Raw genomic sequence first — 19,835 nt, 5'->3', positions numbered from 1 at the left:
TCTGTATCGATAACCAACTTAATACACTATGAAGAAAATCCTAATTATCACACTATTGCTATGTTTTTTTGGTAGTGAGCTTAGTGCTCAAATCAGCGCCAGAATGCTTCGTGAGCCAGATGTATCTCAAAATAGCATAACTTTTGTTTATGCAGGGGATATATGGCTGGTACCTAAAGAAGGAGGTACTGCAAATAAACTTAGCTCCCCTGCAGGGGAGGAAAAATCTCCTAAATTTTCTCCAGACGGAAGTCAAATAGCTTTTACGGCTAATTACGATGGAAACTGGGATGTTTACGTGATCCCTACTAAGGGAGGCGTACCGAAAAGATTAACCACCCATGGTGGATACGACCAGGTATTGGATTGGCACCCTGATGGGACAAAAATCTTGTTTGCCTCATCACGAGAAAGTGGTCGCCAGCGGTTTTCCCAATTTTTTGAAGTTAATATCAATGGCGGACTGCCTCAAAAGCTAGCTATGCCGTATGGTAGCTTGGGTTCGTATTCTCCAGAGGGCACTAAGGTTGCATTCAATTTTAAATCAAGGGTAAACAGAACCTGGAAACGATATAAAGGAGGATGGGCACCAGATATTTGGACCTATGATTTAGCAACGAATACGTCTACTAACATTACCAATAATGCCTCCAGTGACGAATTCCCGATGTGGGGAGATGGAAAAATATTTTATTCTTCAGATAGCGGCCCAAACAGCAGATACAATCTGTGGGCATACGACTTGGCTTCTGGCACAAATTCTCAGATTACTAATTATGAGAATTTTGATATTCACTATCCGTCTTTAGGCCCTAGTGATATTGTGTATGAAAATGAAGGGAAGCTTTACCTGATGGAGTTATCCAGTCAGGAAACACGTGAAGTCAGTGTTAATGTAATCACTGACCAACTTTCATTAGCAGAAAAGATGGTAAATGCGAGGAATAGCATGAACTGGTATGATGTATCTCCAGATGGAAAACGCCTAATCATATCTGCCAGAGGAGATGTGTTTTCAGTTCCTGCTGAAAACGGAGTTACTCGTAACCTTACCAGCAGTGATGATGCGCATGACCGAACTCCAAGTTGGTCTCCTGATGGAAAAAAGATTGCCTTTTGGAGTGATAAGACAGGGGAATATCAGCTCATGATCCACAATGTCGAGTCTGGAACTAAAGAGAAGCTAACTGAATATACAGATGGCTTTAGGTACCAACTTTTTTGGTCACCGGATAGTAAGAAGCTAGCGTTTGTGAATCAGGCAATGGAATTCAATTACTTCGATTTGACATCAAAGCAGACCACTAAAATGGATGAGGGGCTGTTCATGTTTCATGGTGCATTGAATAATTTTTCTTTTTCTTGGTCATCCGATAGTAAGTGGGTAGCATACTCCAAAGACAATAAGAACTATAACAATACGATTCATTTATATGACACGAAAGCCAAGCAAGGTTATCAGGTTACGAGTGAGTTTTATAATGATTTTGCGCCCACATTCGCCCCGGATAATAAATACCTATTCTTCTTGACCAATAGAAATATAAGTCCAGTCTATTCTGATTTGGACAATACCTTCATTTACCCAAATAGCACTATGCTAGCAGCGGTACCTCTGACTAGGGATACAGACCATTTGCTAAAACCTAAAAATGATGAAGTAGAGATCAAAAAGGAAGAAAAAACAGAGGCAGAGGATGATAAGAAAAAAGACAAGAAGAAAGGGGATAATAAAGAGTCTGATCCACCTGTGAAGATAGATATTGATGGTTTTGAAAGTAGAATTATACTTCTTGCTGTAGATGCAGGCAATTATGGGTCGCTAGAAGCAGTCTCAGGAAAAGTGGTGTTTATGCAGTTCCCTAATTCTGGCTCCGCAGATAGGAGTTCAGCAATAAAATTCTACGACATAGAAGACCGAAAGGTGAAGACTATAATGGATAATGCCAATGGATTTGAAATAGCAGCCAATGGCGAAAAAATAGTCGTTTCCAGTGGAGGTAAAGTTGGAGTGGTATCCATTGATGAAGGACAAAAAATTGATAAAGCAGTAGACTTGTCAAATGTCAAAATGACCGTTGACCCTATGAATGAATGGAAACAAATATTCCGTGAAGCATGGAGGCTTGAGCGCGATTACTTCTATGATAAAGATATGCACGGACTCGACTGGAATGCAGTGGGAGCTCAGTATGAAAAGCTCATAGAGCAATCCGTAACCAGGTGGGATGTAAACTATGTTTTGGGCGAATTGATTGGCGAGTTGAATGCTTCTCACACCTATCGTGGTGGAGGAGATCAGGAAAGAGCCAGCAATGTAAATGTTGGTTACTTAGGAATTGATTGGAAGAAAAACAACGGCTACTATCAAGTAGGAAGAATCATACGTGGCGCATCCTGGGATGCAGAAGTAAGATCTCCATTGGATGAAGCTGGAGTGGAGGTGCAAGAGGGAGATTACATTCTAGCCGTCAATGGAATGCTTGTGGATGGTGCAAAAGACCCTTATGCAGCTTTTCAAGACTTAGCTGGTGAAACAGTTGAGTTGACAGTGAATGGAACAACTTCAATGTCCAATGCAAAGAAAGTGTTAGTTAAAACCATGAGAAGTGAAGCACGCTTGCGACACTTGGAGTGGATTGAAACCAATCGCAAAAAAGTAGAAGATGCAACAAATGGTAGAGCGGGATACATCTATGTGAGAAGTACTGGGATCGATGGTCAGAATGAATTGATTCGACAATTTGCTGGTCAGATGCATAAAGATGCTTTAATTATTGATGAGCGATTTAATAGTGGCGGGCAGATTCCAGATCGATTCATTGAACTGCTCAATAGAAAACCATTAGCCTATTGGGCTGTGAGGGATGGAGAAACTTGGTCATGGCCGCCAAACGGAAATTTTGGTCCAAAAGCGATGCTGATTAATGGCTGGAGTGGATCCGGAGGAGATGCATTTCCAGATTATTTCAGAAAGGCAGGTTTGGGCCCACTTATTGGGTCACGTACGTGGGGTGGATTAATTGGAATATCAGGAGCGCCAGCATTGATAGATGGTGGAACTGTGACAGTACCTACATTTAGAATGTATGATCCAGATGGAGAATGGTTCAAAGAAGGACATGGAGTAGATCCTGACATTGAAGTAAAAGAAAATCCGGGGCAACTGGCACAAGGGAATGATGCACAACTGCAACGGGCAATCGATTATATCAATGAACAGTTAAAAAACTATCAAGGGAAACCTGCTTCTCCTGCCAAAGAGGACAGATAATAAAAAGGCCCACTGGAAAGTGGGCCTTTTTTATTTTTTTGTCATTTGAAATACCTCTGTCCATTGCTTATCCCCGTCTTTGAGGTCTAATCGAATTTCCATAGACGTATCTGATTTTCGCTCAAAAACAAGTCCTTTCAAAGCGATTTTATTTTTTGTGAATTCAATGGCTTTAAAATGAACAAAGTCTTCTTTGGTTTCCCATGCCATCATATCCGGATTGAAGTGTTTCAACTTGAGTCCGGTTGAGTCTAAGACCATAAATTCGTAAAAATTGAGACTTCCATCTTCGTTATGATGACGGAAAACACCCATCATAGTACCATCTGTAGAAGGTGGGGACCACATTTCTTCAGAAGTGCCCCCGAAACCATTGCCGGTCCAGCTTCCGGCAAGCCAAGCATAAGGTGCAGACTCCTGACCAATAGCTGATAGGTTTATTATAACAAAGAAGAGAAGAAGAAGCTTTTTCATGTTTTTTTCTTTCATGACGTACGAAGAAAATCTAATTGGACAATCCGCCCCTCATTTTCTTCAACCTTTCTGGCTCATGTGCAATCCATGTTTTCAAAAGACTATTCATCATGGCAATGAATTTTGTGGATTTCAATTCATTCTTTAGTGGGTCTTCCAGAAATTTTTTGAGATCAGAAAGGGAGGGCATGTTTTTAAGTTCATCATTCGTTAGCATCCATGAGCCCATGGACCAATCTCCAAACACACGTTCTTCAGAATATCCTTTAATCCATTGGGTAACATGCTGATGACGAGAATCTTTCCATATCTTGCTGAAAAGCTCATTTACATTGTCCTCTGGACCTTCGAGGTATTGTAGGTATTTGTTTTCCATACCCAATAGAATACCTGTAATGTCTTTCTCCGGATTGTTTTTTTGAGAGACTATCTTAATCTCCTTTAGCGTTTCAAGCGTCACTTGATCTCGAGGAGTGCTGGTATAAATGGTATAAAAAAGCATAAAAGAAATATGATAGTTAGAAGAAAAGGAAATTAGGAAAATTTATTGAGTAGGGAAGATCGATTTGACAATTAGTGATGAGTTTCTTCGATTTATCGCATCTTTAGCCCAATGAAATCAGTTCTTCGATTTTTACTTTTCGTGTTGGTGGTTTATTCAATGATCACTGGCGCTATCGGACTTTTTAAAACAGGAGAGTTTGATGAAGATATATGTGTAGATAGTTATGAAAAGGTAAACATTCACAATGATCGACTTCATGAGCGAAGTTGGGACCTGATGAACTACTCAAAATCTTTCTGCGCATCTTATCAATCAACAGAATTGCTGAGTTTAAAGGCAGGAAAGAGTAGAAATGAAATCATCTATGAAAGGGCCAGCTATGCAGATATATGGGGCTCGGTTTATTCAAGTTTGATTAAAGACAGTAAATCCTATATTGATTTTATGGTTGATTCACTGATAGATATTTCAATCGAGCAAAAGCTTACGCGAAGTGAATTAGCAGAAATGATTGTCACATTTGTTCAAGACATTCCTTACAGTTACGTGCGCTCAGAAGATTGTGAAAAAAGTGAAAATAATGGAAAGCCGTGTATCGGAAACATAGCCCTCGGGTTGCTTTCTCCTTATGAGTTTTTGCATTCCCTATATGGGGATTGTGATACCAGGGCAGTACTGATATATACAATACTCGAAGAACTTGCTTTTGATCCAATGATTGTCGTTAGCAATGAATATGCTCATGCAATGCTAGCATTGAATATTCCAGCAGCAGGCGACCATTTAAAATACAGAGGCAAGAACTATTACTTTTGGGAAACTACTGCTAAAGGGTGGCCTGTCGGGATCTTACCTCCTACTACAAATAATGTTAACTATTGGAAAATTGCTCTTGTAAATGAACACTAACATCGCACTACTTGCATTAATAGAAATTATATCCGCCATCACGATTGGCATATTTATTCTGGCTTTGACGTATAAGATTGTGCAATGGGTAGGTAGAAAGTACTACCGTATTCAAGAGTATAACCTCTCTTACAGCATATTTGTCTCCGCTATTATCCTTTCAGTTGGTATCATGATTAGTGGAATTGTGCAACCCCTCATTTCATCTTTTAGGTTGCTCAATCAACAGTCCAACAGTTTTATTCTGGCTTTCAAGTACATAGGTACCGGAGCTATTTACATAGCAATTGCCTATACTGCTACTATTCTCATAGGATTGATAAGCACCTTCTTATACAGCAAGCTGACACCCATTGACGAGTTTGAGGAAATCAGAAAAAACAATGTAGGTGTTTCGCTGATTATCAGTAGCATTTTAATCACACTCTCCCTTCTTACAAAGGATGGTGTGATGTTGTTAATCGAAGCGATTATTCCCTATCCTGAATTACCACCGATCTAATTCTTTTTCAAGCTATTCGTGAGAACAGATATTTGAAGTTCCATTCGTTTGATTTCTCTAATAGTGGCATTCTTATTCATCTCCATCATATGGAAGATTTTTAAGGTGGTCATCATAATCATGAATAAGAAAAAGAGTCCGCCAAATCGAATCATTTCAGTTACCTGATCTGTTCCAAAAAATCGATATCCAAAATACACAGCAAACCCTAATATAATCAGTTGTATGAATGCTGTTAATCCATTAAGCCACTTCATTTTTCCTTGAAACAGTCCACCAATCATTTCAAACATGCCTTGCTCTTCGTAATTATTAAATAATTCCCTTTCGTCATCAGACAAAGCTTCTTTGATCATCTGATCTATTTCATCATTCTTTTTCATCTTGATATAGTTTATTTTCTAACATTTTTTTTAAGTATTCTCTCCCTCGAAAGAGTCTCGATTTTATCGTTCCTGTTGGCAAGTCCAGTATTCCACTTATGGTAAGGATGGATAAATTTTCCTGATAGAACATTTGAATTACTGTGCGCTGTTCTGGAGGCAATTCATCAATGGCTTTCTTCAGTGAGATGAGTGTTTCTTCTTTTGGACCGAGGCTTTTTTCAGCAAATTCAGCTTGAACAAGCTCTCGAATTGCTTCTCTTTTCCTGTTGACCTGATTGGATCGAATCCAATCTATAGCCAAAGTAGTGGCAATTCTTAAAGACCATCCTTGAAAAGCTCTTGGATCTCTGAGTGTCTTTATTTTTTTGATAATGGTAATCCAGGCTTCCTGCACAATGTCTTTTGATGCAACGGCATCTTTTGTTGTGTAGTAAACACGACCAAACATTTTGGGATTCCACCGTTTCACCAACAATTCAAATGCTTTTCGATCGCCAGCCTGGCAATTAATTACCAGCCATTCCTCTATTATTTGATCCGATGTTTTCATTTGCTAACCCTTAGTCGATGGAAAGGGGAAAAGGTTCAATGGATTTTCTTCAATCTACAAACTCGAACGTTATTTCTAAAAGTTGCCTTAGGCACAATAGCTGATATCCTCCCCCAAAGCTTTCTACTTTATTTTCAATTATTGGTCAGTTGATTAGGGGAAGTGTTTTTTACTCCATACTAATGGAAAACTAACATTAACCAACATGAGAGCTTTAATTATTTTGATTGCATTATTCGCATTCAGCTATTCCAATGCTCAGAAGATTGTCTACTTCCCCGGCTTTGAGTTGATAAATATGAATGCTACTTCGGGGCTGCAATACTCTACCTCCAAATTGATAAAGTCTTACATTGAAAACAATCATGAATATACCATCATCTTGGATGAGCAGGTAGGATCATCTGGCTATGCCGAAAAAGAGGGAATAACTGTTTCGACTAAAAAGGCGCTTGAAATGAGCGCTCCTTACATTATGCGAGGAGAGATTCATTACTTGCAGGGCGTTTATATTATCTCACTAGGAATTTATAGGACCCCAACCAATGAACAGGTATGGCATGATATGGCGAAAGGTTCAACAGAGCAAGATTTGGATCCACTATTGTCTAGACTTGGGAGATCTTTCTTAACCAATAGTTCAGCCAAAACAGCCATAGAAATAGATGAAGTTACAGAGTATGACCAAAATGGTGTAGAACTTGCACAAATCAAGGTCAATCACTTTGTGGGAATTATGCTAGGAGGAAAGCATGTGTTCAATGAAGGAGTCCTTTCTGGTTTTGGACTTGCTTATACATATGATGCTTCTACCATACTCTTCAATTTTGACTTTGAACTCTACCCATCATCCAATTTGATTATTGATAACCAATCAGGGAGAAGACTGCAAAACGGGAATGTCAATTTAGGAGTAATGTATCCGCTTTCTAGAAAAAGAACTACCCTGTTTATCAACGGAGGAATGGAATATGGATATGCTACCGTGAAGGACACCTACCTCGATCAGGACTACAGAGCTACAGACAGTGGGATTGGAGCATATGTGGGGGGAGGGTTGCTGATCAACCGAAACTCCACGGTTAACCTAAAGTTGTTTACCGCTGTTTCCATTCCTTTTTATCAGGTAGATGGGGTAAATCTGACAGGAATAAAGTTTGGAATCGTTACTTCGTTTGCAAGAAAGCATTAATCCTACTTTGTCAGGTTTGAAATCTCTAGAGCGTATGTCAATTGAGCCTGTCGAAATCTCCTCTGATCATACGTTTTAGAGAGCCTCAACGTGACAGGCTGTTTAACTTGACAAAGATAGGTTAAGATAATTGGCCTTCAGAGAACTCAGCTTTTCATAATGCTGTTGTGATTCAAAAAAAAAGAATGAATCCTTTTTGTGATCCTGAAACCGGCATATGTACACCGTCAACTTTAGATGATCTGTATTCAATAGGTCAAGATAAGCTAACAGAAAAAACAGAGATTATCTACGTTGGAGATCCAATGTGCTCGTGGTGCTGGGGGATTTCACCAGATCTGATCAAGCTTAGAGATCACTATCGCAGCAAAGAAATCGGATACCGTGTGATGGTTGGTGGATTGCGACCAGGAGGAGGAGATCCCTGGAATGACGAGATGAAGAATTTTCTCAAAGAACATTGGGGGCATGTGACACAAGCTAGTGGTCAACCTTTCGGCTATAAGTTGATGGAGAAAGATGAGTTCAATTATGATACTGAGCCTAGCTGTAGAGCCATTATAGCTGCTCGGCCCTTGGTACAAGATCAGGAAATGGAGTTTTTTGAGGAGGTACAGCGAAAGTTCTATGTCGATTCTGAAGATCCCAAGGAAGTAGAGTTCTATCAAACCATTTGTGATAAGTTCGATATTGATTTTGAAAAGTTTTCAGAGCGCTTTGAAAGTGAGGAAGTACGCTATGAAACGAATAATGAGTTCACACTCAACCGGCAATGGGGAGTTCAGGGTTATCCAACAATGATTTTACTACACAATGATCAGCTATTCATGATTGCACATGGATATGCTACGTTTGATCAAATGAACTCGCAAGTAGAGAAGACGATAGCAGAAGTAGAATCAAAACGAGGGGCTGCTCAATAGCTTTCTGATTAATTTAAAAGCATGCTTAAAACAAAAGAAGATAGGTTTAGGGTTTTAGCTTTTGCTGAAGGAGTGTCCTTCTTATTGATTCTGTTTATTACCATGCCGCTAAAGTATTATTTTGAAATGCCTGGTCCGAATAAAATCATAGGCATGGCTCATGGAGTATTATTCGTGATATACATATTTGTGGCTGTTCAATTTAGAATTGATCGAAGTTGGAACAATAAGGTGACTTTAATAGCACTGATAGCTTCCATTGTTCCTTTTGGTACGTTTTATTTTACTTCTAAAGTTCTACCTAATAAAACTTAAGGTGTCAGTAAATCATTCAATCACTTTTGGCCAATTGACTTTAGCTTCTTTGATAAATGTGGCTTGATCAGCCTCCCACTTTTTCTGAATGCCTTTGCTGAAATTCAGATACAGCTTTCCTTCTACGATCTTCCATGCTTCGGGCTCAATCTTGTACAGGGCTCCTTTTGAAACACCATACGCACAATAGCCTCCAAATTGAGGTGCGTGTTTTTCAGGATTAGCTTTAAAAGCATCTAGGTTTTCCTTCGAGCTAAAATACCAATCGGCTTCTTTCCATTTGTAAGTAAATGCCTCACTACCTTTCACCGGTTCTCCCTGATTGAAATATGCAACTGGATCATATCCTTTGATAGCTCCATCCTTCGTGGTGTAGATTGGACTCTTTTGAGCGGATACTACAAATGTTAAAAGAAGAAAGAATATGGATGTGAGTGTTTTCATAATCATAAGTACACGTCAATAGAATGACAAAGATTTATGGAATGATTGAATTGTCACGAAGAGGATAGTCGGGCTATCATTCTGAATGCAATGAAGAATCTTATTCTTTTTTGCGATTCCTCAAGAGATGCTTCCTCTCGTCTGCATAAAGCCCAGAAATGAGATTGAAAAGCTATTTAAGTTTTACGTACTAGTTTAACCGGAGTATAATCCTGAGTGCAGCGAAGGAATCTATTTCCTAAAAAACAAAAGTGGTTAGAACAATTAACTCAACACTCTCGCCGGTAGCATAAACAATGCCCTCACAAACCCAAATACGCCCTCAACGGCAAAACCCAAAATCCTGAATGGTAGCAGCACTAACCAGATAACAGGATAAAACAACAAAACTGCCAGGGCTAGTGGCCAGCAGATAACCAATAGAATGAGCCAAAGGAGTAATTTCATGTCTTTAGTCTTTGTTCAGGTTAGTTAAACGTATTTGAAAATCGACGAGTTATCTGTTCAGCCACGCACAAGAAACTGTTCGGTAAAGAACAATTTTCTCAACCAAATCCTGTAACACATTTTTCGAATCCAGATCAAAAGGGAAACATTTTAAAAAATGAGCATATGAAAAAACGAATTGAAACCACTCATACTTTGAATGCGAACTTGGATCAAGTATGGAACAATGTAAGAACTGGGGCCGAATGGGAAAGATGGCTACCTATACTTTCAGGAAGCACTATCAATGGGGAAGGAAAAGGAGCGAAGCGTGTCTGCCAAATGCATGATGGTAATGAGCTTTTTGAAACCATTTTGGAATCAGATGATGAGCAAAAGCTTTTTCAATATCGGATCGATAAACAGTCCTTCATGCCTATTTCTGATGTAATTGGAACAATGAAGTTCTCAGGAAAGAATGGAGAGACCAAATTAGAATGGAATGTAGAATTTGAGGTGGAAAATGAGGAGACCTTCGAACAAGTGAAACCCGGAATCGAAGAAATTTATTCAACTTCTTCCAGTAAACTGGCAGAGCTTTCCATATAAACACACACAGAGTCTGTCGAAATTCAAAGAATATTGGCGGACTCTTGTAACACATTTACTTTTTCAAGATCAAAGCGTATATAATGAATAGTATGAATCCATTTCAACAGGAATATCAAACAGACGAAGACGATAAAAGTCTCATCCAGAAAGCTTTGACAGGGAATAAGGAAGCGCTAGAAGCGCTACTAAAAAAGCATCAGCCTTTTATTTTCAATATTGCCTGGAAGATGGTGCAAAATCCCAATGATGCGCAAGACATTACTCAGGAAGTCCTCATCAAGGTTACCACTAAGCTATCCCAGTTCAAAGGAGAATCGCAATTTCGAACCTGGCTGTATCGAATTGTGGCCAATCACTTTTTGAAAATGCGAAAGATAGGTCGTGAAGAAGTGATTACTGATTTCCAAACGTTCGGAAATGTGCTTGATACTTTTGATAACATTGAACTGACAGAATTGGAGCAAGAAGAACGAGTAATTGAAATCAGAGAGATGAATCTGGCATGTATGTCTGGCATGTTGCTATGCCTTACCAGAGATCAACGCATGGTTTATATTCTTGGTGAGCTATTCAATGCAGATCATACAGTAGGATCCGAAATTCTGGGAATCAGCAAACAAAACTTTCGAGTACGACTGTCCAGAGCTCGAAGAGATCTTTTTCAGTTTATGAATAATAAATGTGGGTTAGTCAACAAAACGAATCCTTGTAGGTGTTATAAGAAAGTCACAGTGATGATTGAAAGCAAACGGATAGACAGTAAAAACCTGTTGTTCAGCCGAGAAGAATACTCCAATTTTCAAGAATATATTTCGAAAGATGCCGATGAGTTGTTGTCCATTGTAGAAGATCAGCATCGTCAGTTATACGATAGACTGCCATTCAAAAAAGAGTTTGATCGCAAGACTTTTTTAGATGAAGTGATCAGCGATGAGAAGGTAGTCAGATTGTTTAATCTGAATTAGTAATAACGATGAAAGTCCATATTCAACGACAAATGAGAGCCCAAACAGGGGTACTATGGAGATACTTAGCTGATTTTTCTAACATCTACCAATTTCACCCATTATTGAAGAATTCGAAATTTATCGAGGGCTCTTGTATGGAAGGAAAAGGTGCAGAAAGGGAGTGTTTTATGCTGGATGGATCTTATATCAAAGAACGAATTATTGAGTGGGAAGAAGGGAAATTTTATACCGTAGAAATTTTTGAAACAACTATGCCTATCAAATCTGCTCGGGCTACACTAGGTGTCTCATCGATTGATAAGAGAATAAGCAGCGCATATATGCATGTGGAGATAGTACCTAAGTATAAGATTCTTCAACCCATACTTTACCTCATGTTCCGCTTTGTCGCAGGGCCTGCCATTTTGAGAGGCCTGGATAAAATCTCTTTACGAGAAAGAAAAGCAATAGCTGCTTATTGCGGTTTTACTCTTTAAAAGCTGTAACACATTTCATTATGTGTAATCTAATAGGTATCAACAAAAAATAGTATAGAAATGAGAAAAAAAGTGGAAGTTTTAGCACTGGTAATACTAGTTGCTATCTCAGGTAGCGCGATGGCGCAGAAGCAGAAGAAAGTACAGAAATTTCAGGTAAGCAAAGTGATTGATTTGCCTGCTGAACAACTGTGGGAAGTAGTTGGTGAAGATTATGGAAGAATCGCCTACTCTCATCCAAAGATAGTGGAATCGGAGTATATCAATGGCACATTAAAAGCAGGCGAAGGAGCTGAGCGAGTTTGCTACTTCAATGAAAAGCAGACACAATTTCTGAAAGAGAAGATGATCAACTATTCTCCTGATGGGATGTCATTTACGAACACGGTTTACCAGGCAGGAAAATTTCCCGTAGATCCTGAATATACTAGAGCTGTTTACAGCATTAAAGATTTAGGAAATGGGACAAGTGAATTTTCATTTGATATGCAGTATCGTACTAAGCCAGGGTTTATGGGACCGATGGCCAAAGGGAAGTTTAAGAAACTCATTCAAGATTACTTCATAGCTGTAGAGCATCATGCTAAGACAGGTGAAAAAGTAACCAAGGAAAACTTTAAGTCTATAAAGAATAAGTACGTCATTGAAACCACTGGAACGAAGAGAGTAATGCTTGCATCTGCAGAAAACTAGAAATTTGATACAATCCATTAGAAGGCCTTAGCGGGCCTTTTTGTGTTTCACATAACTATTTTATATATCATCTGATGGAGTTATATTTAGATATTAAACTCTAACCTAACCACGTAATGAGCTCACTTTATAGATTGGTATATACCAGTTTCAGAAAGCCCCATTGTGACCAGAAGGAGATTGAAAATATCCTAAACTCTTGTAAAAGGAATAATTCTCAAAACATGATCACAGGGGTTCTATTGCATTCCAATAGTCGGTTTATCCAGTACCTTGAAGGAGGAAAAGATGATATCAGAGCATTATTCAACTTGATTAAAGAGGACCCTCGTCACACAACAGTGAATGAACGAAATTTCGAGTCTATCAAAGAGCGAGTATTCCCAACTTGGGAAATGGGATACAAGGATTTTGATAGAGTACAATTCAATACAGTGCCACTTAAAGAGGAAGAAGACATTTTCAATAATATCATTAGTGGTGACTTAGACTTTGATGACAATGCCATGAGAATAGTTCAGCTGTTTTTCAAAATGGCTTAGTATAGAAACGTAATATTGCAGACATGAAACTTCCCATTTATCAGGTTGATGCATTTTCGAATCATCTTTTTGGAGGAAACCCCGCTGCTGTGGTTCTTATCTCAGACCAGTGGCCTACAGATGATGTCCTCCAGAAAATAGCCATTGAGAACAACTTGGCAGAAACCGCGTTTTTCCAAAAAAGAGAGAATCGGTATCAACTCAGATGGTTCACACCTGAGTTTGAAATTGACCTGTGTGGTCACGCTACGTTGGCATCCGCTCACATCATTTTTACGGAACTACATGACAAAGGGGACAAGATCTATTTTGATACGGTGAGTGGAGAACTTGTGGTGACAAAGAAAGAAGGACTCCTCCAGTTGGACTTTCCATCTCGAATGCCGGAAGAAGCTATCATGGAAAAATCCATGTTGAAAGCATTCAGCATCAAACCAAAGGAAATTTACAAATCTAGAGATTATATGTTGGTATTTGAGTCTGAAATAGAGATACGTGAGCTGGTTGTAAACTCGAGTATGCTGAGTGCCTCTGACTTTGGAAAAGGAGGGATCATTTGCACGGCACAGGGAGATGAGGCAGATTTCGTTTCACGTTTCTTCTTGCCCGGAGCTTCTGTTTTTGAAGATCCTGTGACAGGATCTGCTCATTGCTCGATGATTCCCTATTGGTCAGAAAAAATGGGTAAAGAAAAAATGGTTGCTTATCAGCTCTCAGAACGCATGGGCTATCTGGAATGTACAAATAGAGGAGATCGAGTTTTAATAGCGGGCAATGCGGTGACTTACTTGAAGGGAGAAATTATGATAGAATAACTTATGGAGAAAACTACTGTTTTTTCAAGACGATTAATTCCAGCACTAAGGCCCAATTGTACGCTTCACACACCCAGCTGACAGACGGAAGGTATCTACTTTCCCCTTTGCTCATATTAAACGGATTGACAGAAAAGAAGCTAAACGTCCTAACATCTACCTTAAGTTTTTCGAAGTTAATTTCATTAGGAGTTTCATGGCCTAATCGACGAAGCGACGACAGTATCATCACTTTCTCTACTTCGTTTTCCACTTCTTCTATCAGACTCATCAAATCAGCGATCACCTTTTCTTTCATTTCATCAAAATGACCTTGGCTATTAGCCGCGATTAACCGAGCAACATGATACAGTATTAGTGCAGGAGAATTACTATGAAATGAAACGTCCGAGGTTCGCAAGATATGATCGTTATTCATGATCATCTGCTTAACCAAAGAAACAGTTGCACTATCGTATTCATTCAACTCAAAACCTCTGCCAATCACATATAAAAGCACATTAGACATGACACATAGATCAAATGCTTGAGGCATATCTTTTCCAAACCATGTTTCATAAGCCTTCAGGTCTTGGTATTCGCTAAGCGTAATCAATCTGGTATCATCCCTATTTTTCCTGCCGGAATAGGTTATCATTCGTTCCCTAATCAGCATATCAGAACTGTCGTTTTCTTCTTGTGAAAGTGCTATTAAAATGGTTGTATCAAAATCATCTGGCAGTCGCATTCTTTCATTGGAAATAAGCTTGCTCCCGTTAGGGAATGGAAGATCTGGAGAAACTGTTTGCCAAAAATTGTAGGTAACTCCACCGTTCCGATTCTTATACTTTGAATAAACAATTGAAGCCTTTGAAATCATCGAGTTTGCAGTCTCGCGATTTTCTTTATCTAGCTTATCTCCAAGTGTCCGAAGCGTAGAAATAATCGAAGCAGTAAAAAATATAGTATTGTCTTCCACCGGCTTGCTAGAAAAACTCCATGTACGCTTTGAAGGAAACAGTCCAGTGTCATAGAATTCATCCTGTTCAATTTGAAAAGAATCGATTTTGCGTACCAATTCAACTTCTGAGTACTGAGAATAGCACCGAACATAAAGGATAGCGAGTATTCCGCTGATTAGAAGTCTTAAAAAAGTCATTTGCTGGATCATCTGCAGAATAAAGCTAGGATAAGAAAAGCAAACGTCATGTGAGACCACCTCACGCTTAGCAACGCTCCACGATCATTAGTGCTTCTAAAAAAAGGAACGAATGAAGCCCATGAAGTAATCAATGCTAAAACGAAAAAAGTAAGTGATAATGCATTTGAATTTTGATCAAGAATGAAAAAAATGGAAGAGGTACAAAGTATTAAACTAATCCATACTAGCAGCTTGACTTTCGCTGGTGAGTAGTTCATTGGGAATGATTTCTTACCAGATTTTTGATCTCCGGGGAGGTCCAGCCAATCCAATAAAACTTCCCTTGGGATGGTAAAGAAAAACAGAAAGAAAGCAATTATCCAGAGGTACTCATCAGGCTTAATAATCGCTACACCCCATTGCGTACCGGAGACGATAAGCGCCACGAGCATGTTTGCAAAAAGCCCTGTTTTAGCATTTAAGTATGAATAAGTAATTGCAATAGCTAGAAAGCCAAATGACAATACGAATGTGTAAACACCCAGAAACCAAGCAGATATCAGGAGAACCAGCATGGAAAATATCGAGCTTCCAACGGCAACTTTTATGGAAAGTACTCCTGTAGCTATAGGTCTTGTTTTTTTGTTCAAAAGATCTTTTTCCTTGTCGTAAATATCATTAACCAGGAAGCAAAAAGAACTGCCAAAAAAGGCTGCTGTCATGAGCGGAATCACTAGGCTCATCTCACTTTTTTGAGGATTAAAAGCAGCTAATGTCAGCATGCATGCACCAATGGTAGCCGAAGGCCTAATTGTATAAAGCAATGCATTGAAAGTTTTGAAAGTATATTGAAGCACAGATGACTATGAGAATTAAATGCCAATAATAAAGGAATCAAGTTATTCAAAAAGACCGTCACTCTACTTTAATGCTTGGATGGAAACGCTTGTTCCTTACTTTACTGCAAAAAGTCACAAGGTAGTCTATGAGCGTGAGCGGTTGGAATTACATGATGGTGATTTTGTGGACCTTGATTGGGTGAGAAAAGACTCGGAAACGTTGATAATCATTTCGCATGGATTTGAAGGAAATTCTCAAGATCATTTTATCGAAGAATCAGCCTCCCATTTTGGAAAAAAGGGTGTTGACGTTTTGGTGTGGCACTATCGAAGTTGCAGCAAGGATCTTAACAGACTGCCTCGCTTTTACGATCATGGAGACATTCGGGATTTGCATGAGGTTATTACGCACGCGGCACAAGAAGGAAATTATAGTCAAGTAATTCTACTTGGATTTTCGATGGGCGGCAACTTCGTAGTAAACTATCTGGGTAGTGAAATACAAAGTGATATAGTGAAATGTGGTATAGTGTTTTCCACCCCTATGGATTTATCAGCAGCCTCTAAGAAATTGAAGAAGGGATTGAATCATTTGGTGGAGAAAAGCTTTATTAAGAAATTGAAAAGAAAGATTGAGCGAAAGGCAGTTGTTTTTCCTGAGTTATTTGATTTGGAAAAGCTTAAAACTATGGACTCCTTAGAAAAGCTTTACAAAGAATATGTATTGCTGCATCACGACTTTTCCGACTTAGATCAATACTATTCAAAATGGTCAAGTAGCCAGTTTCTTCCAAAGATCAAAATTCCCTTATTGATTGTGAACGCTCAGAACGACCCGCTGCTATCAGAGTACTGCTATCCATATAAGCAATGTCAAAAAAATGAATATGTGAGCCTTGAGACTCCTAGATATGGGGGACACACAGGGTTTACTAAAAAGAAGGATGGAAAGCTCTGGTATCTCTGGAGGATTGAGGGCTTTATTGCTGGGAAAGCCAAACTATAATATTTCCACTATGTGCTTCGCCACTTTACCTGTTCCATCCCAAATCTGATGACGACAAGAAGTGCCCGATGCAAGAATGATAGTGTCTTCCTCTGCTTCACGTACTTTAGGAAATAAAACCAATTCACCAACTTTCATGGATACCTCGAAATGCTCCTTTTCATAACCAAATGAACCAGCCATTCCACAGCATCCACTTGGAATCATTTGTACTTTAAAGTTCTCTGCTGCTTTCAATACTTTCATTGTGGGTGTCATGGACGAAAGAGCTTTTTGGTGGCAGTGACCATGAACTAAGATTTTCTTTTTTTCATGTGAAAGATCTCCCGGCTTTAAGTTTCCTGAACCTAACTCGGTTGCCAAAAACTCTTCAATCGTGTACGTCTTTTTAGAAACTTCCAAGGCTTGTTTTTTTTCCTCCCCCCTTAGCAAATCAGCATATTCGTCACGGAAAGTGAGAATAGCAGATGGTTCAATGCCAATTAGGCAGATATCTTTTTTGAGTAGCGAATGAAAAAGCGTTACATTTTCTTTTGCAAGCTCTCGAGCTTCCTTGAGCATCCCTTTAGAAAGATAAGCCCTACCGCTAATTTCATGATTAGCCGCTCGCACTTCATATCCCATGCGATCCAAAAGCATAATTGCTTTCTTGCCTATTTCTACATCCAGATAATTAGTAAACTCATCAAAGAAGAAGTAAACAATTTTTTTTGGTTTTCGCTGGAGCGAATGAAATTTCTTATCAAACCAGGATCTTAAAGTCTGAGAGGCCATTTTGGGAATAGACCGCTGAGGTGCAAATCCCAATAGAGGTTTAGAAAGGTTTCGTGTAAGGTTAAATACCCATGGAGCATTCTCAAATCGCTCCATACTTTTAGCATAGTTGGCGATCATCTTTGTTCTAAAAAGAACACCCTCTTCCTTCATAGCTTGGTATTGCCACTCTGCCTTTAGCTTCCCCATGTCTACATTAGAAGGGCACTCGCTTTTACAGCCTTTGCAAGAAAGGCATAGATCCATCACTTCTTTGATTTCTGGTTGAGCAAAGGGATTTCCAGTCTCTGGTCGAGTGAGCATTTCCCGAAGGATGTTAGCACGGGCTCTTGTGGTGTCTTTCTCATCTCGAGTAGCTTGATAACTTGGGCACATGGTACCTCCGGTCAGCTCCGATTTTCGACAGTCTCCAGATCCATTGCATAACTCAGAAGCACGAACAACCCCTTGATCGTTGGAAAAGTCAAGCATTGTCTCATATTCCGGTGTGACTTGGTTTTTTTCATACCTTAATGAGGTATCCATTGGAGCGGTATCAACAATCTTTCCTGGATTGAAAATGTTATGGGGATCCCACGCTTTTTTTACCCTCTGCAATAATTGGTAATTGTCCTTCCCAATCATTTTAGGGATAAACTCTCCCCTTAAGCGACCATCCCCATGCTCTCCAGAGAGCGATCCTTCATATTTCTTTACGAGTGTGGCAATCTTCTGTGCTATAGTTCGAAAGAGTTTTACACCCTTTTCTGTTTTAAGATTCAAGTAGGGCCTGAGATGTAATTCACCCGATCCTGCATGTGCATAATGCACACTGTAGAGGTCATGCTTTTGGAGAATTTTATTAAAGTCTCCAATGTAGTTTGGTAGATCTTTGACATCTACAGCCGTGTCTTCAATGACTGGTGCAGGCTTTGTATCACCTGGAATATTGGATAATAGACCCAATCCGGCTTTGCGTAAGTTCCACACTTTTGCAATGTCGTCTCCACGAATTATTGGGAATGCGTAACCCAGTCGTTGCTTGCCTAGCTCTGTGAGAAAGTTGAGAATGCGAATGTCTACTTCCTTTTCCGTATCACCTATTAATTCTACCACCAGAATAGCCTTAGGTTCTCCTTCCACAAAGAATCTATTTGCTGCTTGTTCTTTATTTCTTGCAGTCGCTTCGAGGATATAGTGGTCCATCAATTCACAGGCATAAGGCTGATAGTTGAGTGCAATCAGGTTTGCTTGGAGCGCATCATCCACACTTTTACAATGAATACAAACCAGTCGCTTATATCCTTCAGGAATTTTAGTGAGTTTTAATTTAGCCGCAGTAACAAAAGCCAGTGTTCCTTCTGATCCTGCAATTAGCGAACAGAAATTGAAAGATCCTCCTTTGGAATTGAATGGCTGCATGTTAGCCAACATATCTAAGGCATAACCTGTGTTTCTTCTTGGAATATTTGGCTTGGGAAACTCTTTTTTAATCCGTTTAATGTTGGTTTCATCCAAAAGAATCTCCGAAATATTTTCATATAGTTCTGTTTCCAGATCTGCTGATCCTCTTAAATCTTCAGTTTCCTTGAAAAGAACCTCATATCCGTCTGAAAGGAACGCTTTGACCTCAAGTAAATGCTCTCGAGTACCTCCATAAACAACAGAGTTGGAACCACAACTATTGTTTCCAATCATCCCACCAATCATGGCCCGGTTTGCTGTAGAAGTTTCAGGAGCGAAGAAATAGCCTTGTTTGGCTAGCTCGCGATTCAGTTCATCTCGTACTACTCCAGGTTGAACCCATACGTACTCCTCTTCGGTATTGATTTCAATGATCTTGGTAAAGTATTTCGATACGTCAACGATAATTCCACCACCAACAACTTGTCCGGCAAGAGAGGTACCTGCCGTTCTAGGAATAAGTGATGTTTGATTTGCTTTCGCGAATTGGATGAGCTTTTGAATGTCTTCATCCGTTTTTGGAATAGCAACTGCCTGAGGAACTTCACGATAGGCGGACGCATCTGTCGCATAGATACGTTTGATAGCTTCTCCAGTATGGAGTTCACCTTTTAGTTCCTTTTGAAGGCTGTCGAAGTTCATAGTTC

At 39.4% G+C, this 19,835-nt stretch carries 22 protein-coding genes; 13 read left to right on the top strand and 9 right to left on the bottom strand.

What is annotated here, in order from left to right; translation table 11 throughout:
* Window positions 1-28 precede the first annotated feature (28 nt).
* Window positions 29-3,274 (top strand): PDZ domain-containing protein, encoded by a 3,246-nt coding sequence (locus ABJQ32_14960; GenBank protein MEP5290950.1) that lies wholly within the window; start codon window positions 29-31, stop codon window positions 3,272-3,274.
* 30 nt (window positions 3,275-3,304) lie between these two features.
* Here the strand turns inward: ABJQ32_14960 and ABJQ32_14955 are convergent, their stop codons facing one another.
* Together ABJQ32_14955 and ABJQ32_14950 are read right to left on the bottom strand one after the other, a co-directional pair.
* Entirely contained in the window at window positions 3,305-3,748 is a 444-nt protein-coding gene (locus ABJQ32_14955) for a DUF6265 family protein (GenBank protein MEP5290949.1), read from the bottom strand.
* A 31-nt stretch (window positions 3,749-3,779) separates the two neighbouring features.
* Window positions 3,780-4,250, bottom strand: a complete 471-nt coding sequence (locus tag ABJQ32_14950; GenBank protein MEP5290948.1) for a BLUF domain-containing protein — start codon at window positions 4,248-4,250, stop codon at window positions 3,780-3,782.
* A gap of 111 nt (window positions 4,251-4,361) precedes the next feature.
* On the opposite strand from ABJQ32_14950, the gene ABJQ32_14945 reads away from it, so the two are divergent.
* Complete coding sequence (locus tag ABJQ32_14945) at window positions 4,362-5,162, top strand: hypothetical protein (protein ID MEP5290947.1); 801 nt, start codon at window positions 4,362-4,364, stop codon at window positions 5,160-5,162.
* Window positions 5,152-5,664, top strand: a complete 513-nt coding sequence (locus tag ABJQ32_14940; GenBank protein ID MEP5290946.1) for a DUF350 domain-containing protein — start codon at window positions 5,152-5,154, stop codon at window positions 5,662-5,664. Before ABJQ32_14945 ends, ABJQ32_14940 begins: the two co-directional genes overlap by 11 nt.
* On the opposite strand, the gene ABJQ32_14935 is transcribed toward ABJQ32_14940, so the two are convergent.
* Window positions 5,661-6,047, bottom strand: coding sequence for a DUF6768 family protein (locus tag ABJQ32_14935; GenBank protein ID MEP5290945.1), 387 nt, complete (start codon window positions 6,045-6,047; stop codon window positions 5,661-5,663). The two genes, ABJQ32_14940 and ABJQ32_14935, sit on opposite strands and share 4 nt — an antisense overlap.
* Window positions 6,034-6,600 carry a sigma-70 family RNA polymerase sigma factor gene (locus tag ABJQ32_14930; protein MEP5290944.1) on the bottom strand — a complete coding sequence of 189 codons (567 nt, stop codon included), beginning with the start codon at window positions 6,598-6,600 and terminating at the stop codon, window positions 6,034-6,036. Before ABJQ32_14930 ends, ABJQ32_14935 begins: the two co-directional genes overlap by 14 nt.
* A gap of 205 nt (window positions 6,601-6,805) precedes the next feature.
* Between ABJQ32_14930 and ABJQ32_14925 the strand changes: the two genes are divergently transcribed.
* The 3 genes from ABJQ32_14925 to ABJQ32_14915 all read left to right on the top strand — a co-directional run bounded on the left by ABJQ32_14925 (window position 6,806) and on the right by ABJQ32_14915 (window position 9,030).
* A complete protein-coding gene (locus tag ABJQ32_14925; GenBank protein ID MEP5290943.1) occupies window positions 6,806-7,792 on the top strand; it encodes a hypothetical protein in 987 nt (328 codons plus the stop codon).
* 185 nt (window positions 7,793-7,977) lie between these two features.
* A complete protein-coding gene (locus ABJQ32_14920) occupies window positions 7,978-8,715 on the top strand; it encodes a DsbA family protein (GenBank protein ID MEP5290942.1) in 738 nt (245 codons plus the stop codon).
* Between the two features lie 21 nt (window positions 8,716-8,736).
* Window positions 8,737-9,030, top strand: coding sequence for a DUF3817 domain-containing protein (locus ABJQ32_14915; GenBank protein MEP5290941.1), 294 nt, complete (start codon window positions 8,737-8,739; stop codon window positions 9,028-9,030).
* 12 nt (window positions 9,031-9,042) lie between these two features.
* Here ABJQ32_14915 and ABJQ32_14910 read toward each other — a convergent pair whose 3' ends face one another.
* Both ABJQ32_14910 and ABJQ32_14905 read right to left on the bottom strand, forming a co-directional pair.
* Window positions 9,043-9,474: a YHS domain-containing (seleno)protein gene (locus ABJQ32_14910; protein ID MEP5290940.1), complete on the bottom strand. Its 432-nt coding sequence runs from the start codon at window positions 9,472-9,474 to the stop codon at window positions 9,043-9,045.
* Window positions 9,475-9,738: 264 nt separating this feature from the next.
* A complete protein-coding gene (locus ABJQ32_14905; protein MEP5290939.1) occupies window positions 9,739-9,921 on the bottom strand; it encodes a hypothetical protein in 183 nt (60 codons plus the stop codon).
* Window positions 9,922-10,086: 165 nt separating this feature from the next.
* Between ABJQ32_14905 and ABJQ32_14900 the strand changes: the two genes are divergently transcribed.
* The 6 genes from ABJQ32_14900 to ABJQ32_14875 all read left to right on the top strand — a co-directional run bounded on the left by ABJQ32_14900 (window position 10,087) and on the right by ABJQ32_14875 (window position 14,006).
* A complete protein-coding gene (locus ABJQ32_14900) occupies window positions 10,087-10,509 on the top strand; it encodes an SRPBCC family protein (protein MEP5290938.1) in 423 nt (140 codons plus the stop codon).
* Window positions 10,510-10,601: 92 nt separating this feature from the next.
* Entirely contained in the window at window positions 10,602-11,477 is an 876-nt protein-coding gene (locus ABJQ32_14895; GenBank protein MEP5290937.1) for an RNA polymerase sigma factor, read from the top strand.
* Window positions 11,478-11,485: 8 nt separating this feature from the next.
* The gene (locus ABJQ32_14890; GenBank protein ID MEP5290936.1) at window positions 11,486-11,956 is read left to right on the top strand and encodes an SRPBCC family protein; all 471 of its coding nucleotides are present in this window, start codon (window positions 11,486-11,488) and stop codon (window positions 11,954-11,956) included.
* A gap of 60 nt (window positions 11,957-12,016) precedes the next feature.
* Entirely contained in the window at window positions 12,017-12,649 is a 633-nt protein-coding gene (locus ABJQ32_14885) for an SRPBCC family protein (protein ID MEP5290935.1), read from the top strand.
* A 116-nt stretch (window positions 12,650-12,765) separates the two neighbouring features.
* Window positions 12,766-13,191 carry a BLUF domain-containing protein gene (locus ABJQ32_14880; protein MEP5290934.1) on the top strand — a complete coding sequence of 142 codons (426 nt, stop codon included), beginning with the start codon at window positions 12,766-12,768 and terminating at the stop codon, window positions 13,189-13,191.
* A gap of 23 nt (window positions 13,192-13,214) precedes the next feature.
* Window positions 13,215-14,006, top strand: a complete 792-nt coding sequence (locus ABJQ32_14875) for a PhzF family phenazine biosynthesis protein (GenBank protein MEP5290933.1) — start codon at window positions 13,215-13,217, stop codon at window positions 14,004-14,006.
* Between the two features lie 13 nt (window positions 14,007-14,019).
* On the opposite strand, the gene ABJQ32_14870 is transcribed toward ABJQ32_14875, so the two are convergent.
* Together ABJQ32_14870 and ABJQ32_14865 are read right to left on the bottom strand one after the other, a co-directional pair.
* Window positions 14,020-15,144, bottom strand: coding sequence for a hypothetical protein (locus ABJQ32_14870; protein MEP5290932.1), 1,125 nt, complete (start codon window positions 15,142-15,144; stop codon window positions 14,020-14,022).
* A gap of 8 nt (window positions 15,145-15,152) precedes the next feature.
* Entirely contained in the window at window positions 15,153-15,950 is a 798-nt protein-coding gene (locus ABJQ32_14865) for a UbiA family prenyltransferase (GenBank protein ID MEP5290931.1), read from the bottom strand.
* A 52-nt stretch (window positions 15,951-16,002) separates the two neighbouring features.
* On the opposite strand from ABJQ32_14865, the gene ABJQ32_14860 reads away from it, so the two are divergent.
* Window positions 16,003-16,971 (top strand): alpha/beta fold hydrolase, encoded by a 969-nt coding sequence (locus tag ABJQ32_14860; protein ID MEP5290930.1) that lies wholly within the window; start codon window positions 16,003-16,005, stop codon window positions 16,969-16,971.
* On the opposite strand, the gene ABJQ32_14855 is transcribed toward ABJQ32_14860, so the two are convergent.
* Window positions 16,966-19,830: an FAD-linked oxidase C-terminal domain-containing protein gene (locus tag ABJQ32_14855; GenBank protein MEP5290929.1), complete on the bottom strand. Its 2,865-nt coding sequence runs from the start codon at window positions 19,828-19,830 to the stop codon at window positions 16,966-16,968. The genes ABJQ32_14860 and ABJQ32_14855 overlap by 6 nt on opposite strands.
* Window positions 19,831-19,835 lie beyond the last annotated feature (5 nt).

The organism is Marinobacter alexandrii (assembly GCA_039984955.1).
Classification (GTDB): Bacteria; Bacteroidota; Bacteroidia; order Cytophagales; family Cyclobacteriaceae; genus Ekhidna.
This window is presented reverse-complemented; position numbering and strand designations above follow the sequence as displayed.

Bases quoted from the DNA above. Each gene is read 5' to 3' on its own strand.
- ABJQ32_14870 (MEP5290932.1), bottom strand. From the start codon at position 15,144: ATGACTTTTTTAAGACTTCTAATCAGCGGAATACTCGCTATCCTTTAT.
- ABJQ32_14855 (MEP5290929.1), bottom strand. From the start codon at position 19,830: ATGAACTTCGACAGCCTTCAAAAGGAACTAAAAGGTGAACTCCATACT.
- ABJQ32_14935 (MEP5290945.1), bottom strand. From the start codon at position 6,047: ATGAAAAAGAATGATGAAATAGATCAGATGATCAAAGAAGCTTTGTCT.
- ABJQ32_14905 (MEP5290939.1), bottom strand. From the start codon at position 9,921: ATGAAATTACTCCTTTGGCTCATTCTATTGGTTATCTGCTGGCCACTA.
- ABJQ32_14860 (MEP5290930.1), top strand. From the start codon at position 16,003: ATGCCAATAATAAAGGAATCAAGTTATTCAAAAAGACCGTCACTCTAC.
- ABJQ32_14875 (MEP5290933.1), top strand. From the start codon at position 13,215: ATGAAACTTCCCATTTATCAGGTTGATGCATTTTCGAATCATCTTTTT.
- ABJQ32_14955 (MEP5290949.1), bottom strand. From the start codon at position 3,748: ATGAAAAAGCTTCTTCTTCTCTTCTTTGTTATAATAAACCTATCAGCT.
- ABJQ32_14895 (MEP5290937.1), top strand. From the start codon at position 10,602: ATGAATCCATTTCAACAGGAATATCAAACAGACGAAGACGATAAAAGT.
- ABJQ32_14910 (MEP5290940.1), bottom strand. From the start codon at position 9,474: ATGAAAACACTCACATCCATATTCTTTCTTCTTTTAACATTTGTAGTA.
- ABJQ32_14950 (MEP5290948.1), bottom strand. From the start codon at position 4,250: ATGCTTTTTTATACCATTTATACCAGCACTCCTCGAGATCAAGTGACG.
- ABJQ32_14880 (MEP5290934.1), top strand. From the start codon at position 12,766: ATGAGCTCACTTTATAGATTGGTATATACCAGTTTCAGAAAGCCCCAT.
- ABJQ32_14940 (MEP5290946.1), top strand. From the start codon at position 5,152: ATGAACACTAACATCGCACTACTTGCATTAATAGAAATTATATCCGCC.
- ABJQ32_14885 (MEP5290935.1), top strand. From the start codon at position 12,017: ATGAGAAAAAAAGTGGAAGTTTTAGCACTGGTAATACTAGTTGCTATC.
- ABJQ32_14960 (MEP5290950.1), top strand. From the start codon at position 29: ATGAAGAAAATCCTAATTATCACACTATTGCTATGTTTTTTTGGTAGT.
- ABJQ32_14900 (MEP5290938.1), top strand. From the start codon at position 10,087: ATGAAAAAACGAATTGAAACCACTCATACTTTGAATGCGAACTTGGAT.
- ABJQ32_14920 (MEP5290942.1), top strand. From the start codon at position 7,978: ATGAATCCTTTTTGTGATCCTGAAACCGGCATATGTACACCGTCAACT.
- ABJQ32_14945 (MEP5290947.1), top strand. From the start codon at position 4,362: ATGAAATCAGTTCTTCGATTTTTACTTTTCGTGTTGGTGGTTTATTCA.
- ABJQ32_14930 (MEP5290944.1), bottom strand. From the start codon at position 6,600: ATGAAAACATCGGATCAAATAATAGAGGAATGGCTGGTAATTAATTGC.
- ABJQ32_14925 (MEP5290943.1), top strand. From the start codon at position 6,806: ATGAGAGCTTTAATTATTTTGATTGCATTATTCGCATTCAGCTATTCC.
- ABJQ32_14915 (MEP5290941.1), top strand. From the start codon at position 8,737: ATGCTTAAAACAAAAGAAGATAGGTTTAGGGTTTTAGCTTTTGCTGAA.
- ABJQ32_14890 (MEP5290936.1), top strand. From the start codon at position 11,486: ATGAAAGTCCATATTCAACGACAAATGAGAGCCCAAACAGGGGTACTA.